Consider the following 18,473-nt stretch of genomic DNA (forward strand, 5'->3'; position numbering starts at 1 on the left):
GGGTTGAGCTTTTTCAAATTACCTTGTATACTTAGTCATGCTACGGAAAGTTTGACAGACAATCGCTGGCGGCCTTGTTGCCGCGAGAGGAAAGTCCGGGCTCCACAGGGCAGGATGCTGGATAACGTCCAGTCAGCGCGAGCTGAAGGATAGTGCCACAGAAATGGACCGCCGATGGCCGGCTTTACAGAGCCGGTACAGGTAAGGGTGGAACCGTGGTGTAAGAGACCACGAGGAGCATAGGTGACTATGTTCCTGGTAAACCCCATCTGGAGCAAGACCGAGAGGACGCGGCAGCCTTCGAGCTGCAGCCTTAGCCTGAGGCGCGTCCGGGTTGGTTGCTGGAGCCGTGCAGCAATGTACGGCCTAGATAGATGATTGTCGCTTCTTCGTGGGAGGGTCGTTCCCGTTCGCACCACCAGAAGTACAGAACCCGGCTTACGGCAAACTTTCCACACGACCACTCGAATCAAAGAGCACCCTTCGCATGCGAAGGGTGCTTTATTGTTGCCGCTTTGAAGGCCATCACTTAACTATTCGTATTTTGAAGCGATCCGCTCTAATCTGCGTTTGACATGCTCAGGAAAGGTTTGCAGCGTGCCTCCGAAAGTGGAGGCAGCCTGCAGAGCTTTATCCACATCAATTTCCCCATAGCCGAAATAGATATCTTTGCCTTCGGCGCCTAAATCAACAGCTGATTTCCGCATGATATCCATAACCTCGACATTAGAAAGCTCCGGATTAACGGAACGGATTAATCCGGCGAGCGCAGCCACGTGCGGGCTAGCCATCGATGTGCCTGACAGTGCGGCATATTGGCTGCCGTGATACGTGCTTGCGATGCTGTCGCCAGGCGCAGCGACGTCAATATAGTCTCCGTAGTTGGAGAACGAAGCTTTTTCTTTATTGCTGTCAGTCGCGGCAACGGCGAATACCTCAGGGTAAGCTGCAGGATACCCCGGCCGCTCTGTGTTGTCATTGCCGCTTGCCGCGATCATTACAACATCCCGCTCATAAGCGTACTTTATCGCATCGTGCAAAAAGTCTGCCTGGGCATAATTGCCGAGACTCATATTAATGACTTTGGCGCCGTGGTCAACCGCCCATATAATCCCTTGCGCAACGGAATAGGTGGAGCCTGCGCCGCTGCTGTCCAAAACTTTAATCGGCATGATTTTGTTATACCAAGAGAGTCCGGCAACGCCTTCGCCATTGTTGACCGTGGCCCCGATTATTCCGGATACATGCGTGCCATGACCAACATCGTCATTCGGCTCCTGCTCCTCGTCGATAAGATTAATGCCTTCTGTTATTTTATTTTTGAGGTCAGGATGGTTGCTTTGAACTCCGGTATCCAGAACGGCAACGACAATTTGTTCATCGCCTTTGGAAATATTCCAGCCTTTTTCAGTTTCAATGGAAGGAAGGTTCCATTGGTATTCCGAATAGAGAGCGTCGTTCGGCACAATCGAATCTTCTTCGTCATTGGTTAAATATAAATAATGGGGCTCCGTATATTCGGTCTGCCATTTTTGCTTGAAATAAGGAATGAGCTGCTCGGTTTCCATGTTTTTTGAACGGAAAACGAAAGTATCGCCAATCTGCTTCACCGATTCAGCATGAATATCTTGTTTCACTTGTTTCATTTCGGCTTCTGACATTGGTTTGGCGAAATGGACAACAACGTCGCGAACATGGTAATGACTTGCATTTCCATTTTCCTCACCCGTACGTACGGTTGTATCTATAGTTGAATTTGGCTTGACGGATTCAATTTTGTAATTGCCCTCCGCAGGGTAAGGGACGAGGCGAAGGTTCCGCATTTGATGCTTTTCAACCGATTTGACGATATCCTGCTTAATCACTCCTATGACCCCGATGCCGGCATGCCGGGAATCAGGCACTCCAAGCACCATGTAGCGGCTTCCGTCCAATGCTGTAAAAGCAGACGATTCAAACTTTGCTCCTTTGCCAACCTGCGCTTTAGCGGTCGCTACGTAGGCTTCGGCTTCATTTTTGCCGGTTTTGGGAATGCTGCCGCGATCGACGCTGCGCGTGCCGGAAACCCAACTCACGTAGCTCATGTGCATGTGCTCATGCATCATCTGCTTTAGTTGCGCATCTGCTTTTGCGCGCGATCCGTCGCTTGCACTCATCAGCTGTTGAAAATCTTTGGAGCATTCCGATATGCATAACATGGCAGTCGCATTCATATCCTCTTGTACGGCAGCGAGCTTAAGCGTATGCTCACGCTTGGCCGAGAAGCTCGACGATTGAGGCGCTCTATCGCTTTCGTACTCGCGAGGCTCGAATAAATTTGTTGACGGTATAAGTAAAGCAGCAACTGCTAAAATTGTAAGAGCACCAATCCATTTTTTTCCCATACATACAACCTCCCGTAATCGATCTGATAAGAGATGAGCCTAAACTATAGGTTCGGATTTCTAAGATGAAAATATGCGAACGGAAGCCTTAATCGCCAGTACCATCTCGATGTAATTTGTGGTACGATGATGATGATTGTAGTTTTTATGCTTGCTTGGATTATGAAAGGGGATCTACCTATATGCCATCTGCTAACGTCAAAGCACTTACGGAATCAACCCGCACAAAGCTAAAGGATGCAGTAAACCAGCTTGAACCGTTTCTTAACAACTATGCTTTACTCCAATTGACCGGAGAGAACAATGGAGAGGACGCTCAAACGTTTTATAAAGGCTTATTATCCGATTTAAGACATTTGTTGGTGTTTTCTGAAGTCTCGGTTGAAAAGCTGGGAGTTTTGCTCAGACGGCCCAATTTCGATACAGATTATGCGGAACGCGTGCTGTATGAGGTTTACCATCATTGCGTGAGCGCGTTCTTCTATCCGAAAAACGAATGTTATTCCGAGGACGGCCGATACGCTTACACAGGCCAGGATGCTATCCGTTTCCGATACAAGCCTATTCGCGAAGCTCGTGATATCGTGCTTGGCGTTTCGAAAATTTTCGAGGAGCTGCGCGATGAATTGGCCTATTACGAAAATGACTACATGACGCAGCGCCGCATGCAAGGACAAAAATAAGGCAGAATGAATCACCTCCGATCAGGGAAACTTGATAACGGAGGTGATTTTTTATGCCGAAAGGCGTGACATGTAGTGTCGCTAACTGCAACTTCTGGAAAGAAGGCAATAACTGCGGTGCTGATGAAATTAAAATCGAAATTGATCAGCATGCAGGAGCTAATTTAAACGAGGAGTTTGCCGGTGACGAGTTAGGCTTATATCATCAGGATGAAGCAAAGCAATCAGCCGCAACATGCTGCCAAACCTTTAAACCAAAGGAGTGAAGGTCGATGGGCAAGTATGAAGAAGATTTTAAACAATTGTTGGATGAACGAGACCGGCTATCACATGCGGGCAGATCTGTTGAAGGAACGAACGGCTTGCAAAATGTCAATGAAGAAATGGGCGCTGATTTTGCGGTCGACAGTCCAGTCGTGCATGCGGAGCGGAGAGAGGAACGATTCGTTGAGCGGTCAGAGCGGGCAGACGCCAAAACAGGCGGATATGCGCTTGGATGGGTATCACTTGTATTTGCGATAGCTTCATGGTTTATTTGGCCGGTTTTGCTTGGAGCAACAGCAGCGGTACTCGGCTTTATCGCATACCGACAAGGTGCGCGAGGGCTCGGCGGTTGGTCTATGGCAATCGGAATCATTGCATTAGCATTAAACTTACTCATTGTGCCTTTTTATTACGCGGTAACTTGAAATAAGAAGGAGCTCCTCCCCGGTTAGGGAAGGAGCTTCTTCTTATTTCAACGCCTGCTCGCGCAGCTGCTCCTGAATATGTGGCGGAATCTGTTTATTAAATTTATAATAAATCTTATGGACGTACGGAAGATAGGAGAGGGATTCAATGATTATAGACATAAGAAATGTATCATGGGCACGCGAAAACAAAACCATTTTACAAAATATAAATTGGTCGGTACGCGAAGGAGAGCACTGGTGTCTGCTCGGATTGAACGGTTCGGGCAAAACAACGCTCCTTAATATGATAAATGGGTATATATGGCCGTCCGAAGGGACGATGTCGGTGCTTGGCAAAACGTTTGGCGAATTCGATTTGCGCGAGCTGCGCAAAAGCATAGGCTGGGTCAGCACCTCGTTGCAGCAAATGCTGTATGGCAGCGAGACGGCATTAAATATTGTCCTTAGCGGAAAGTTTGCTACGATCGGGTTATATGATGCAACCGACGCGGAGGACAGGGATAAAGCTGAAGCGCTTATGCGCTCACTAGGCTGTTCAGCTTTAATCGGCCGAGTCTACGATACACTATCGCAAGGGGAAAGACAGCGTGTACTTATCGCGCGCGCCCTTATGGCTTCGCCGAAGCTGCTCATTCTAGACGAGCCGTGTACGGGCCTTGATGTGTTTGCCAGAGAGCAGCTCCTTCAGATGATCGCAATGGTTGCGAAGCAACGACAAGCTCCAACCATTGTGTACGTAACCCATCATGTAGAGGAAATTTTGCCTTGCTTTACGAATTCGCTTCTAATCAAGGATGGACAAGTATTTGCGGCTAGTGAAACGAAAGAAGTGCTTACATCTGCCATGATGAGCGATTTCTTAGGCGTGTCTGTTGAAATGAACAGACGTTCCGATAGAAGCTGGTTGTCTGTTAAGGGGGCTTTATGGAGCTAACTTTGGAAGAGTCAAAGCAGCAAATGCCGGAGCCAAGCAGACCGCAACAAATGAAAGCATGGGTGATGAATCGTTATTATGTGCGCAACAAACGGGATACGTACGTATGGCGCGTCGCAACCGGCAGTACGGCCATGTTCGGATCGCTATCGATGCTGACAGCCGCTCTGGGAATGCCAACCGGGTTTGGAACCTTTGTCGACTTGATTTTATTTTTAAGTGCCAATATCATTGCCATGTTCGCAGCATCGTTTCTGCTAACCTTTATTTTTTCACTTATGTATATCCCGCTGCCGCGGCGGTTTATTTCTACTGTGTTATACGTCGTTATAGAAACATACCTGATTTTATATTTTGCTGAATTTGGTCGAATGATGTCGATTGCGCTTGCTGCGGCATTCGCCTTCATAGGCGCCTTTGCGGGAGTTCTTATTGGACTGCTTTACCGTTGGGAAACGAAAGCTGTCCGAAAAATAGGTATTGCATTTCTGACAGCTCTTCTTTCCGTTGCCATATTTAAGTTCTCGGATTGGCCGGCTCCTGCCGACATTCCGCAAAGGGAAGAAGCGCAATCCGGCCAAGCGGCCGATTGGCGCCGACCTTTGCAAATACCCAATCCTGCTGAAAAAGGAAACCTTACCGTTCAAACCTTCACATACGGCAGCGGCAAAGACAAGCATAGAAATTGGTTTGGCGATCAGGTGGACGTTCGGACTGCCAGCGTTGATGCATCTGGCTACATCACGAAATGGCCGAAGCTTAAAACCTTTTTCTGGGGCTTTGACGAGCACGCACTTCCATTAAACGGACAAGTATGGATGCCTAAGGAAGCAGGAACGTATCCGCTGGCTTTGATTGTGCACGGCAATCATCTTATGGAACATTTTTCAGACGGCGGATATCGTTATTTGGGCGAGCTGCTGGCCAGTAAAGGCATTATTGCGGTATCGGTGGACGAAAATTTTCTCAACTATTCGGTATGGTCGGGTATACCCAATCACGATATGAAAATGCGCGCTTGGGTGCTTCTCAAGCATCTGCAGCAAATTCAGCAGCTGAATGAGCAAACCGAAAACCCGCTTTCAGGCCGAGTGGATTTGAGTCGGGTTGCTTTAGTAGGGCATTCAAGAGGTGGCCAGGCTGCCGCGATGGCTGCAGATGCGGACCGCTGGTTCAAACAGGATCAAACGATTGACAGCCTGGAGCATATTCACATTGAATCCGTTATTGCCATTGCGCCTACTGATAAGAAAGTGGATAAGCAATCGGCCCGGCTGGTTGATGTCAATTATTTGACGCTTCAGGGTGCTAGAGATGCCGATGTGAACAATTTTTATGGCGACCGGCAGTACAGCAGAGTCTCGTTCGGACCGCAAAGCGATAAATTTAAAGCGGCATTATATATTGAGGACGCCAATCATAGTCAGTTTAATTCAGATTGGGGCAGTATGGATGAACGGCCGCCCGGGGGCTTGTTCTTGAATCGCAAAGGATTATTGGAAAGTGAAGATCAGCGCCAACTATCAAAGGTATACATTTCAGCCTTCCTGGAGGCTACTTTGCTCGGAGAGAGGGAGTATGCGGCATTGTTCCGAGATTACAGGAGCGGACTAGACTGGCTGCCAAGCACGGGATACATGAATCGTTACGAAGAGTCAGGTTTCACCGAGATCGCACGGTTCGAACAGAGCAGCAAGACAGTGCTGAACGATGGAGGGAAAGCGGCAGCGCAAGGGATGAAGCAATGGCAGGTCACGTTCGCGGAAGATCGAGACGGCAAAAGTAAGGGGACGAAGGGAATTGAGCTGGAGTGGGCGGAGCCTGGAGCGGAATATAAGTTGGAGCTGTCTTCCTCAACGGTTGAGCTCGCTGAACAATTATCCGACCCAAGTCTCGTATTTTCAATGGCCAACCTGGAGCGTGATTTGATCGACCTGAACGAAGAAGATCTTAAGCCGGTCAAAGCTGAAGAAATCGCGCTGCCTCCCTTGCCGGAGCTGGAAGTCGTTTTAACGATGTCGGATGGTGGGACGAGAAAGCTGGAGCTCGATGCTATCATGCCAGTTCCTCCATCCGTTTATACGGCGTTTATGTCACTATCATGGCTGGAGGAGAGGATGAAGGACGAGAAATATAAGGAGCCAACGGAGCCGGTGTTTCAAACTTACATCCTGCCTATTGAGCAATTCGGTACGGAGGAGACGGTAATCGCCTTAAATGAGATCAGACAAATTACGTTCCGCTTCGTGAGCGGACCGGGTAAGGTCATGCTCAATGATATTGGTTTTATATCCAAATAAAGGAGTGTTATTATGACTAATCCGATTGATCAGCTGAGTCTCGAGCAGCGGCGCGTAGAAGAAGTGACGGGCATTATTCGTGCAAGAATAGAGGAGCTTCGCAATCAGGTAGGCGGAATGCGTGAGGATATTGTCGATATAAGGCGAAATTTCTGGGACGATGTGACTTTGAATTTCGAGGATGCGGCTGAATCGGCAGAGTCGCACGCGAGTATGAAGCAGCAGGCGGAGCTGCTGTCGGAGCGTGAAAGAAGCCATCGCCATGCGGTGGAACAGCTTCAAACCTTAACGAAGCTTGCCCAATCTCCGTATTTCGGAAGAATCGATTTCAACGAAAAAGGCGAGTCGCGAGCGGAGCAAATCTATTTAGGCGTAGGATCGTTATTAGATGAGAGCGGGCACGAATATTTGATATATGATTGGCGAGCGCCGGTATCGAGTCTTTATTACGATTATAGTCCGGGTCCTGTTCGATATGAAACGCCCAGTGGCTCTATACAAGGAGAAATGACGTTAAAACGACAATATATGATAAGAAACGGCGAAATTCGCAGCATGTTCGACACCGGGGTAACGATTGGAGACGAGCTGCTGCAGGAGGTGCTAGGCAAGCAATCCGATGCCCAGATGAAAAGCATCGTCGCCACGATCCAACGGGAACAAAATCGAATTATTCGTAACGAGAGAGCAAGGCTGCTCATTGTTCAGGGAGCTGCAGGAAGCGGGAAAACGTCAGCCGCGCTCCAGCGGGTCGCATACTTGCTATATCGGTACCGAGGCATGCTTTCAGCCGATCAAATCGTTTTATTTTCGCCAAACCCGATGTTTAACAGCTATGTTTCGACCGTGTTGCCCGAGCTGGGGGAACAAAATATGCAGCAAACAACATACCAGCAATATCTCGAGCACAGGCTTGGTAAATCGTTTGAGCTGGAGGACCCTTATTCGCAAATGGAATATACGCTGGGAGCTGTTCATGAGTCCGAATATGAAACAAGAATAGCTGCGATCAGCTATAAAGCCGGATTGCCGTTTATGCATTTGATTGAGAAATACGTAGGGGAGCTTGGCCATTCGGGACTGGTCTTCAAGCCTGTAACGTTTCGCGGACGGACGTTAATCGATGAGGAAGCCATCGCGGCGCAGTTTTATGCATGCGATCGTTCCGTCTCTATAGGCAATCGAATGCGATTGACGGCGGATTGGATTCTGAAGCAGTTGACGAAATTAAGCCGTGAGGAACGCGAGCAGGAGTGGGTGCAGGATCAGATCGAGCTGCTTGATCAAGAGCAGTATGCCCATGCATTCGAAGAGCTGCAGCGAAAAAACCGGTTTGCAGGCAATTCTTTTGATGATTTTGAGGCGGAAAAGGATTTTTTGGCTTCGATGGTCGTACAGGAGCAGTTTAAAAAGCTGCGGAAACGGGCGAAACGGCTATCCTTTCTTAATGTTCCTGCGATATATAGACGACTGTATGAAGGGGATCTCGTTCTGTTGGAACGGTTGGATGCCTGCGGGCAGAGTCTGCCTGATAATTGGAATCAAATAAGCGAACTAACGAAAGCCAAGCTGGATCGGGGAGAGATCTACTACGAGGACGCTACGCCTTTTTTATTTTTGAAGGAAAAGCTCGAAGGGTTTCACACGAATACTTCTGTAAAGCATTTATTTATCGATGAAGCGCAGGACTATTCGCCGTTCCAATATTATTATTTGAAACGTATATTTCCAAATTGTAAAATGACTGCGCTCGGTGACTTGAATCAATCGATTTTCGCTCATTCCCTTGCCGGAGAAGGATTTGATCCATTATCCGAGCTATATAGCGGGGAGGAGACGGAAAAAATCATCTTAACGAGAAGCTATCGCTCAACGCGTCCGATCGTGACTTTCACGAGCCGAATAATAGAAGGCGGCAGCCTGATCGAGCCGTTTAATCGCGATGGCGCAGAACCGACAATAACGCAAACGATAGATGAAGCACATTTAGTGCGAAGCATAAAAGAACGGGTGGAGCAGTTGGTCCAAGCAGGTTATTCCTCGATTGCAGTCATTTGCAAGACAGCGGAGGAGAGCAGACGCATATATATGGCATTGCAAACGTACATCCGTAAGTTGAGACTGATTGAGAAGGAAACGGTAACCTTCGAGAAGGGCGCTGTGATCATTCCGTCTTACCTTGCTAAGGGCGTGGAGTTCGACGCCGTTATCATTAGCGATGCATCGGTTGACAACTATGGACGGGAGAGCGAAAGAAAGCTCTTTTACACAGCATGTACGCGGGCGATGCATGAGCTGCATCTTTTTTACAGGAATGAGCTTACCTCATTTATAGATTAGGATCATTTTCTAATCTCCGGCCATATTTCATGCACATCCACTTGAAGCTCCGAGGCGACCAGCTCTGCTGTAAGCCTTTGGGGCTTTTCTATTTTTCCGTTGCGCAGCTTGGAAATCGTTTGTATCGATATGCCTGTTGACGCTGACAGGTGGCCTGCCGTAACGTCGCGCTTCGCCATCCATATTTTCAACTTCATCGATGATGCGATTTTATCGTCGATCGCTCTTAAATCCCATATGACGAATGCAAATTCCTTCACCTCGCCATTGCCGTCGAGAATTGGTGTAAAGGTTATCGAAAGCTCCAGCTCGATTCCGCTGAGCTTGCTCGTTTGCAGCGTTAGGCTGCGTTCTTTCTTCAAAAGATAGGCTTCCTGAAGCACAAGCTTCAATTTTTCTTGTTCTTTGTCGGCAATAAATGTCATGAGCGTCTCGTCTTCTATCGTCCGATCCGGTTCAAATAATAAAGGAGCAACGCTGTCACGCAAAAAACGGATATGCAGATGGCTGTCTACGATGCCGCTAATGAGCACTTTGTTCAGTTCAGCTTGCTCCGCTATCCATTTGTAAGAGGTTAAGTCTTCAAAAACGATAAAAGCCCTGTTTATGTCGTCATCTTCTTCCTTTGGTAATGGCTGTTGATCAATGCGTACCGGCAGATGACGCTTCAGCTTCGTATACAGCATGACCTCGCTCTTCAAAACTTGTCGAGTCGTGTCGATATTGTAATTTTGCAATAGGTGCGGGGTGCTCCTGGAACGAAGCTCGGCAAGGGTATATCCCGTTAACCGTAAGAATGCATAATTAGCATCCTCGATTTGCACCTCATGATCTTTTTCACGCAGGATAAGCATGGGCTGATCCATGCGTTGAAAGATTTGGTGATATACAGACAAAAAATAACCTCCTCAAATTCCTAAGCAGCTTCCTAATAAACAAGTTAAAGTATAAAATACCGCGTCGTTACAAACAAGTTCAGGTTTCGATGACTGGGGCCAATGTCGCCATGCCAATCCGGTTTAATTAATTAAACTCGGTAGCTTAATCGGTATTAAGCACGAGCATATCTTGTATATTTTGCACAAAATCGGCAGTAATAAACGTACAGCAAGCTTTATTCCGATCGGCATTACCGATAAGATAGATGAATGACGAGCACTGGCCATCATGAAAGGTTTTTGGGCCAAGCATAATTACATTCAAAGGGTTGCCAATGCAAGTCAGGTCGGTGTTACGTAATCTGACATGAATGATGTTGTCTTGTCGAAAATCTATGAAAACGGACTGTTATTTTTCAAGAAACCATGTATAATGTGTGTTAAGTGATTCATGTACAGAAAGCATCGACTTATCATTATTCATACAACGGGGGTGATACCAGGAATGGTTCAAGCGGCTCTGAACGGTTTATCGAAGAATGATTTGTACTTGTTTAACGAAGGAAGCTCCTATCACAGCTACCGTTTTATGGGTGCGCACCCCGTCCGCGTTGACGGCATTGAAGGTGTACGATTCACGGTATGGGCACCGAATGCCGCAACGGTTCGAGTGATTGGCGGATTTAATAACTGGAACGGCAGCAAGCATCGAATGAAACGTATTGGCAAGACGGGCATTTACAGCTTGTTCATCTCGGATATCAATGAAGGCGAATTGTACAAATACGAAATCGTCACTTCTGAGGGTACCGTAATACGTAAGGCCGATCCGTATGCATTTTTTGCCGAGCGAAGACCGAACACGGCATCTGTCGTAACGCAGCTTGGCGGATACGAATGGGAGGATGCGGACTGGTACGCGAAGAAGCGTGAGAAGCCTGCTTATTCAAATCCTTTGCTCATTTATGAGGTGCACGCCGGATCCTGGAAAATAAAAGGGAAAGAAGACTTTTATACCTATGATGAATTATCCGACGAATTAATCCCTTATGTGGCGAATATGGGCTACACGCACATTGAGTTAATGCCTATATCCGAGCATCCCCTCGATCAATCTTGGGGTTATCAAATAACCGGTTTCTATGGTGTTACAAGCCGATACGGATCGCCAAAGCAGTTGATGAGGTTTGTTGATAAATGCCATCAGCACGACATCGGAGTCATATTGGACTGGGTACCCGGTCATTTCTGCAAGGACGATCACGGTTTGCGCATGTTTGACGGAACCCCGCTCTTTGAAGGACCGGATGCAAAACGCGCTGAGAAGCCGTTGTGGGGCACGCTTTCCTTTGACTTCGGCAGAAGTGAAGTGATAAGCTTTCTTATTTCCAATGCGATTTATTGGATGGACGTATTTCATATGGACGGCCTAAGGGTTGATGCCGTAGCCAGTATGATCAATTTACATATGGATAAGCCGCCTGAGATGTTCACGTTTAATTATTTTGGCGGTTCCGACAACTTAGACGCTCTCCGCTTTTTGAAAAAGTTAAATGAAACGGTGTTTCATTATTACCCCGATACGCTTATGCTTGCAGAGGATTCTTCCGCTTGGCCCGCAGTCACAGCACCTACCTACAAAGGCGGCCTTGGCTTTAACTTTAAATGGAATATGGGCTGGATGAACGATATGCTGCGCTATATGGCGCTAGATCCGCCTGAACGCGCTCACCACCATCATCTGATAACATTCTCACTCCTTTATGCTTTCTCTGAAAATTTCGTCCTGCCGCTTTCGCATGATGAGGTTGTTCACGGTAAATGCTCCTTGCTTAACAAAATGCCCGGCACCTATGAAGAAAAGTTCGCCCAATTGCGGCTGTTTTATGGTTTTTGGATGACCCATCCCGGGAAGAAACTTCTTTTCATGGGTAGTGAATGGGGGCAGTTTGACGAATGGAAGGACGGCGACATGCTGGATTGGATGGTGCTGGAGTACGATACGCACCGCACCATGCATCATTATGTCAAATCATTGAACGGCTTCTACCTGAACCAACCTTCACTATGGGAGCGCGACAGCAATCCGGACTGCTTCGAGTGGATTGACGTACATAATGCAGCGCAGTCTGTCATATCCTTTATCCGCCGCGGTAATTCGGATTTTTCCGTCATCGTTGCTAATTTTTCCGGTAATAACTATTACGATTATCGCATCGGTGTTCCAGAGCCAGGTCTGTACAGCTCTATCATAAATAGCAATGATACGCAGTTTGGCGGCACGGATACACAACTTCATCCGTTTTACAGCAGTGAAAGCATCGCTTGGCATGGTCACAATCAAAGCATTTCGCTTCATTTACCCCCCTTTACTTTCCTGCTGCTCAACTTAGATCCGGGGGATACACATTGAGAGGGAGTTGGTGTCCATGGGCCGTAAAGAAATGATCGCAATGCTGCTCGCCGGGGGCGAAGGCAAAAGGCTTGGTGTTTTAACGAAGGATTTAGCTAAGCCGGCTGTCTATTTCGGCGGGAAATACAGAATCATTGATTTTACTTTAAGCAATTGCGCGCATTCGGGCATTGATACGGTAGGCGTCTTGACGCAGTATCAGCCGCTCGAGCTTAATCGGTATCTTGGCATTGGAAGTCCTTGGGGGCTTGACCGTCGCGATGGAGGCATGACGATATTGCCGCCTTATGTGAAACAAAAGGGCGGCGTTTGGTATAAGGGCACGGCGAACGCGATCTACCAAAACATGGCCTTTATTGAAAGATACGATCCGGAGTATGTTCTTATCATTTCAGGTGATCACATTTACAAGATGGATTATGAGCTTATGCTGGATCATCACAAGCGCTCGGGTGCGGATGTTACCATCGCAGGCATAGAGGTCGATTGGAAGGAAGCCAGCAGATTCGGCGTCATGCATATCGATGATGAGGATCGAGTTACGGCATTTGAAGAAAAACCGAAAAACCCGACCAGCAATATAGCGTCGATGGGCGTATATATTTTCACATGGACCGAGCTTCAAAAATATTTGATCTATGATGAAGCTAGCCGAAGCTCAAGCCATGACTTCGGCAAAGACTTAATTCCTTCGATGATGAGAGACGGCAAGCGTTTGCATTCCTACCCTTTCAAGAGTTATTGGAAGGATGTAGGAACGATCGAAAGCTTATGGGAAGCGAATATGGATTTGCTTGCAGATGAGCCGCCGCTCGAGCTGGCGGATCCGTCATGGCGTATTTATTCCGTTAATCCAAATCAGCCGGCACAACATATTGGAGCTTCGGCTGAAGTGTCCGCATCGTTAATCACCGAAGGCTGCTTGATCGAAGGTGAGGTCGACCGGTCGGTATTATTTTATGGGGTAAGGGCCGCTAAAAACAGCTTAATTGCGGAGTCGGTCGTGATGCCTAACGTACGAATTGGCGAAGGAGCGCGCATTTACAGAGCCATTATCGGTGAAGGGGCAGTCATCCAAGCGGGCGTTATAATTGGCAGTCCGGATGATAATGCCATAACGGTCGTCGCTGTCGATCAATATGTGACGAACGACCATTTACTGAGGGAGGTGGAGCATTCATGAAGCATAAAGTGATGGGCGTCATTAATTTAATTCATGAGACCGACGAGCTCGAACAATTGACGCAAGGGCGATGCCTGGCAACCGTTCCCTTTGGCGCACGCTACCGATTAATCGATTTTGTATTGTCGAGCATGGTCAACTCCGGTATTTCCAAGGTCGCCGTATTCGCCCATACCAAATATCGTTCGCTAATGGATCATCTTGGTTCAGGAAAGCATTGGGATTTGCAGCATCGCCAGAGCGGATTGTTCGTTCTGCCGCCTGCAACCGATGATATTCAAGAAATCAGCCGCGGCGATTTGTATCATTTTTATCAACAGAGGGACTTTTTTAATCGATCCACATTAGATTACGTCGTAATAACGCGCAGCCACATGGTTTGTAATATCGATTTCGAGAAGGTTATACAATATCATCTGGAGCGAGAGGCGGATATTACGGTCGTCTGCAAGCAGCAGGATTCATTGGCGGGCAAGGCACGAAAGGTGAGCATGGATGACGAAGGACGCATTACAGCCATTCAAGATCATTACGGAAGAATGACAAGCGATATCAGCTCCATGGAAATGTATGTCATGCACAAGGATTTGCTAATGGAGCTTGTAGAGACTTCCCTTGCTCAAGGTCAGGATCATCTTGTCCGGCATGCGATTTTTTCCAGGCTTGACAAGCTTAAGATATATGGATATATGTACGAGGGCTACTTAGGCATTGTGAATACGTTGACAAGCTATTACCGAAACAGCATGAATCTGCTGAGGCCTGAAGTGTGGAAAGAGCTTTTTTATCAGCCAGGTCCTATCTATACGAAGGTGAAGGATGAGCCGCCAGCCAGGTATCTGGAAAACTCGAAAGCAACCAACTCTCTTATTGCCAACGGCTGCCGCATAGAAGGGACCGTCGTGAATAGTATTTTATTTCGTGGCGTACATGTGCAGAAGGGCGCAATCGTGAGCAATAGCATCATTATGCAAAACGGTATGGTGGGTGAAAATAGTTTTGTCCAGCACAGCATACTGGATAAAGACGTTCGCGTAGAAGCGTATCGCGATATTCGCGGAGCGGATAGTTCCCCTTTCTTGGCAGGCAAACGGAAAATTATTTGATCATGATAAAGGCGCCATTGCAGCGTCATATTCGAAAGGAGTTTCCTATGAACATATTGTTCGCAACCTCTGAAGCTGTACCGCTGGCGAAGACGGGCGGGCTCGCTGACGTTGCAGGGGCGCTCCCTAAAGCGCTGAGCAAGCGTGGCGTTGATGCCAGAGTCGTGCTGCCTAAATACGAAGAAATTCCTGCACATCTAATCGGGCAGTTTGAGCAAATCGCCCATTTTACCGTATCCTTCAGCTGGCGCAATCAATATTGCGGTTTATTCAAAGCGGAATTAGACGGCGTAACCTATTACTTAATCGACAATGAGCGCTATTTTAAGAGAAAAGGACTTTATGGCTATGGCGATGATGCGGAGCGTTTTGTGTTCTTCTGCTTCGCGGTCATGGAGGCTGTACGTTTCATGGATTTCAGACCGGATATCGTACATTGCCATGATTGGCAAACCGGACTGATCCCTTTCTTGCTAAAGACGAGATATGCTTTCGATCCTGCCTGGGCTTACGCGAAATCCGTATTCACTATCCATAATCTGAAATATCAAGGGTTATTTGGAATCGACATGCTTCAGGACTTGATCGGTGCGGGTGACGATATGTTCCGTTATGATAGCCTTGAATTTCACGGTGCGGCAAGCTGCATGAAGGGCGGACTTGTATATGCAGATAAGCTGACGACAGTAAGCGGTACCTACGCGGAGGAAATTCAGACGGAATATTACGGCGAACGGCTCGATTCGCTGCTCAGGCACCGTTCCGGCGATTTAGTCGGCATCGTGAATGGGATTGACGATGAGCTGTTCGATCCGATGAATGATTCTGCTCTTCATATGCCTTACCGGAATTCCTTGAGCCGTAAACGGAAAAATAAACTGGAGCTTCAGCGAGAGCTCGGCTTGCCGCAATCGGAGTCTGTACCGCTTATCGGAATCGTATCCCGTCTTGTCGAGCAAAAAGGCTTCGATTTGATTATGGCGACCTTCGAGGAGCTGCTTGAAGAGGATGTCCAGTTTGTCATTCTGGGAGCGGGCGATTGGCACTACGAGCATTTTCTAAACGATAAGGCTTATTGGTATCCTGATAAGGTTGCCGTATGGATAGGCTATGACGACCGATTAGCCCGCCGGATTTATGCGGGCTCGGATATGTTCGCCATGCCTTCGCAATTCGAGCCATGCGGTCTAAGTCAGTTGATCGCGCTGCGCTACCTGTCTGTGCCAATTGTTCGCGAGACTGGAGGGCTAAAGGACACGGTACAAGCCTATAATGAATATACTGGCGAAGGAAACGGCTTCAGCTTTACGAATTACAATGCGCATGACTATATGTATACCGTGCGCAGAGCTCTGTCACTTTATCGTAATGAAGAAGCATGGAAGCAGATCGTGAATAACGGCTCCAAAGAGGATTATAGTTGGAATCATTCTGCCAAAGCCTATATTTCCGTTTACTCGCAGCTTTTAGCGCACGGAAAGGAGAAGGAACTATGGCCCGTCATATTGTAATCGGCAACGGGAAGATGCTTCTCAATCTAGATAAGCATTGTTATATTCGTGATATTTATTATCCTTATGTTGGACAATTAAACCATGTAGGCGGACAATACTGCCGTCTAGGCGTTTGGGTTGAGGGGACCTTTACCTGGCTGGATGAGTCGGAGTGGAAGTTTGATCTGGATTATATCGAGGATTCATTGGTTACCAACATTACGGCAACGCATGAGAGATTGGGCATCGAGCTTCATATGAACGATGGTATCCATCAGCGTGAATGCATTTATATTAAGAGGGTTGTCATACGCAACAAAACGAGCATGGCCAGAGAGGTCAGGCTGTTCTTTCATCAGGATTTGATGATCGATGGTTCGGAGGTTGGTGATACGGCAGTTTATTACCCGGAGAATCATACCCTTTATCATTACAAGAGAAACAACTATTTTATGTTCAATGGTTTCTCGGACGAGGGCGGCATGATGCAATATTCGACGGGTATCAAGAGATTTCAGTCAGCGGAGGGCACGTGGCGTGATGCGGAGGATGGCGTTCTGATGGGAAACTCGATTGCTCAAGGCTCCGTTGACAGTACGATCAGCTTTCGGACGGTCGTGCCTCCTAACAGCGAGAAGGACATTTATTATTGGATGTCAATCGGACAAAATTTGGAGGAAGTGAAAGAGCTTAACCAATATGTCCATGAGAACCATCCGGAGAAGCTGCTCAGCCGAATGGTCATTTACTGGAAGCATTGGCTGCGCCGAGCGGAAACCGATCTGGGAGATTTGCCCCGGGATGTTGTGAAGATGTTCAAGCAGAGCCTGTTGCTCGTTCGTACGCAGGTTGATGAGCGAGGAGCCATTTTGGCAGCAAATGATACCGATATTTTACAATATAACCGCGATCATTACAGCTATATGTGGCCGCGTGACGGAGCGCTTATTGCGGATGCGATGTCGATGGCTGGCTACCAGAGCGTTATCGCACCATTTTTCCATTTCTGCGCGCAGGCTCTATCGCCGGATGGTTACTTGTATCACAAATACAATCCGGACGGAACGGTTGGCTCAAGCTGGCATCCGTATATCGTGCAAGGCAGCAGAAGATTGCCGATACAAGAGGACGAGACAGCGCTTGTGCTGTTCGCATTATGGAAGGACTACGAGCGCAATCAAGTGATTGAGCTGCCGCAATCGTTGTATAGCAATCTAATAAGAAAAGCGGCCACCTTTCTAAGCTCCTATATGGAGCACTCCTTATCCTTGCCGAAGCCGAGCTATGACTTGTGGGAGGAACGCTACGGCATTTGGACCTATACAGCGGCTTCGGTATATGGCGGGTTGATGGCAGCCTCTTTCTTTACAGAGCTGTTCGGCGATTACGAACGCAGCGATCATTACAAGAACACGGCTCAAGCCATAAAGCACGGCATCATCTCTCATCTATGGGATGAAGAGTCAGGCCGATTCGCTAGGGGACTTATTCAGAAGGATAATCGATGGGTGAAGGATATGACCTTGGAGAGCAGTTTGTTCGGCGTCCTTGAGTTCGGAGTTCTTCCCGTCAATGATTATCGAGTCGTTCAGACGATGCAGGCTATCAAGGAAGGGCTGCAAATCAAGACGCATATCGGCGGCGTCGCGCGTTATACGAACGATTATTACTTCCAGCAGTCTGGGGAAATTGATAAGGTACCGGGTAATCCTTGGATTATCTGTACGCTGTGGGTGGCCAATTTCGAGATTGATTCTGCTAATTCGTTGGAGGAGCTTGAAGGGCCTCGCCGCACTCTTCAATGGGTATCCGATCATGCGCTTCAAAGCGGACTGCTGCCCGAGCAGTTGAATCCTTACGACGGGTCGCCGCTTTCGGTCGCGCCGCTTACTTGGTCGCACGCAACCGTCGTACACAGCGTATGTAAGTATGCAGAGAAGTATAAGCGGCTTCGGGAGCAAGCCGATTCTAGTGATGAAGCAAAGGAATAGCGTTCTTATCGTAATCGTAAAGAAACCACATGCGACTCGCATGTGGTTTCTTTTTGCTTCGTCACAGCCTAAACGA

13 protein-coding genes and 1 other RNA gene are annotated in these 18,473 nt (G+C 47.7%); 12 read left to right on the forward strand and 2 right to left on the reverse strand.

Features of this window, described 5'->3' with window-relative positions; translation table 11 throughout:
* Positions 1–46 precede the first annotated feature (46 nt).
* An RNA gene (rnpB, locus tag L1N85_RS03305) (RNase P RNA component class A) lies at positions 47–456 on the forward strand.
* Between the two features lie 77 nt (positions 457–533).
* Here rnpB and L1N85_RS03310 read toward each other — a convergent pair.
* The gene (locus tag L1N85_RS03310; RefSeq protein WP_235234755.1) at positions 534–2,384 is read right to left on the reverse strand and encodes a S8 family peptidase; all 1,851 of its coding nucleotides are present in this window, start codon (positions 2,382–2,384) and stop codon (positions 534–536) included.
* A gap of 182 nt (positions 2,385–2,566) precedes the next feature.
* Between L1N85_RS03310 and L1N85_RS03315 the strand changes: the two genes are divergently transcribed.
* The 6 genes from L1N85_RS03315 (at position 2,567) to helD (ending at position 9,333) form a co-directional block, all read left to right on the forward strand.
* Positions 2,567–3,067, forward strand: coding sequence for a YpuI family protein (locus L1N85_RS03315; RefSeq protein ID WP_235234756.1), 501 nt, complete (start codon positions 2,567–2,569; stop codon positions 3,065–3,067).
* Positions 3,068–3,120: 53 nt separating this feature from the next.
* Positions 3,121–3,333 (forward strand): DUF1540 domain-containing protein, encoded by a 213-nt coding sequence (locus L1N85_RS03320; protein WP_235234757.1) that lies wholly within the window; start codon positions 3,121–3,123, stop codon positions 3,331–3,333.
* Between the two features lie 6 nt (positions 3,334–3,339).
* On the forward strand, positions 3,340–3,756 hold the full coding sequence (locus tag L1N85_RS03325) for a DUF308 domain-containing protein (protein ID WP_235234758.1): 417 nt from the start codon (positions 3,340–3,342) through the stop codon (positions 3,754–3,756).
* A gap of 148 nt (positions 3,757–3,904) precedes the next feature.
* A complete protein-coding gene (locus tag L1N85_RS03330) occupies positions 3,905–4,693 on the forward strand; it encodes an ABC transporter ATP-binding protein (protein ID WP_235234759.1) in 789 nt (262 codons plus the stop codon).
* Positions 4,684–6,993 carry an alpha/beta hydrolase gene (locus tag L1N85_RS03335; RefSeq protein ID WP_235234760.1) on the forward strand — a complete coding sequence of 770 codons (2,310 nt, stop codon included), beginning with the start codon at positions 4,684–4,686 and terminating at the stop codon, positions 6,991–6,993. Before L1N85_RS03330 ends, L1N85_RS03335 begins: the two co-directional genes overlap by 10 nt.
* Before the next feature lie 12 nt (positions 6,994–7,005).
* A complete protein-coding gene (gene helD / locus L1N85_RS03340) occupies positions 7,006–9,333 on the forward strand; it encodes an RNA polymerase recycling motor HelD (RefSeq protein WP_235234761.1) in 2,328 nt (775 codons plus the stop codon).
* Positions 9,334–9,335: 2 nt separating this feature from the next.
* On the opposite strand, the gene L1N85_RS03345 is transcribed toward helD, so the two are convergent.
* Positions 9,336–10,229, reverse strand: coding sequence for a helix-turn-helix domain-containing protein (locus L1N85_RS03345; protein WP_235234762.1), 894 nt, complete (start codon positions 10,227–10,229; stop codon positions 9,336–9,338).
* Positions 10,230–10,716: 487 nt separating this feature from the next.
* On the opposite strand from L1N85_RS03345, the gene glgB reads away from it, so the two are divergent.
* From glgB to L1N85_RS03370, 5 genes are read left to right on the forward strand one after another with little or no spacing between them, the layout of a single operon-like run.
* Complete coding sequence (gene glgB / locus L1N85_RS03350; protein ID WP_235234763.1) at positions 10,717–12,624, forward strand: 1,4-alpha-glucan branching protein GlgB; 1,908 nt, start codon at positions 10,717–10,719, stop codon at positions 12,622–12,624.
* A 16-nt stretch (positions 12,625–12,640) separates the two neighbouring features.
* Positions 12,641–13,807, forward strand: a complete 1,167-nt coding sequence (locus L1N85_RS03355; RefSeq protein ID WP_235234764.1) for a glucose-1-phosphate adenylyltransferase — start codon at positions 12,641–12,643, stop codon at positions 13,805–13,807.
* On the forward strand, positions 13,804–14,913 hold the full coding sequence (glgD, locus tag L1N85_RS03360) for a glucose-1-phosphate adenylyltransferase subunit GlgD (protein ID WP_235234765.1): 1,110 nt from the start codon (positions 13,804–13,806) through the stop codon (positions 14,911–14,913). Before L1N85_RS03355 ends, glgD begins: the two co-directional genes overlap by 4 nt.
* A gap of 47 nt (positions 14,914–14,960) precedes the next feature.
* Positions 14,961–16,424 (forward strand): glycogen synthase GlgA, encoded by a 1,464-nt coding sequence (gene glgA, locus L1N85_RS03365; protein WP_235234766.1) that lies wholly within the window; start codon positions 14,961–14,963, stop codon positions 16,422–16,424.
* Positions 16,406–18,397: a glycoside hydrolase family 15 protein gene (locus tag L1N85_RS03370; protein WP_235234767.1), complete on the forward strand. Its 1,992-nt coding sequence runs from the start codon at positions 16,406–16,408 to the stop codon at positions 18,395–18,397. The genes glgA and L1N85_RS03370 overlap by 19 nt, the downstream gene beginning before the upstream one ends.
* The last annotated feature ends 76 nt before the right edge of the window (positions 18,398–18,473 follow it).

Source organism: Paenibacillus alkaliterrae, from assembly GCF_021532375.1.
Classification (GTDB): Bacteria; Bacillota; Bacilli; order Paenibacillales; family Paenibacillaceae; genus Pristimantibacillus; species Pristimantibacillus alkaliterrae.